Source organism: Pseudomonas sp. PME37.24/006 (assembly GCF_055556635.1).
On record NZ_JBVHNL010000178.1, the window covers coordinates 1 to 260 of the forward strand.

1 protein-coding gene is annotated in these 260 nt (G+C 59.2%); it reads right to left on the reverse strand.

Annotation, left to right across the window (positions count from 1 at the left end; all coding sequences use genetic code 11):
• Window positions 1-260 (reverse strand): ribonucleotide reductase barrel domain-containing protein (locus ACZ3GY_RS24315; RefSeq protein WP_465912341.1); only part of this gene is annotated, 260 nt, incomplete at both ends.

Below are 260 nucleotides of genomic sequence, written 5' to 3' on the forward strand. Positions count from 1 at the left end.
GCATGGTCCAGCTCGCCATTGACCAGGTGCGCCGGCAGGTTCACCGAACCCAGGTTGCAGACCGCGATCTCGCTCTCGTTGGTGTTCAAGGTGATCTCGGTGCACAGGTTGGAGCTGTGCACCACGCCCACGTGTTGCTGCGGCGAACGGATGTTGCAAGGATCCTTGAAGGTGATCCACGGGTGGCCAGTTTCGAACAGCATCGACAGCATCTTGCGCCACAGGTCGTTGGCTTGCACCTTCTTGAAGAGCTTCAGCTC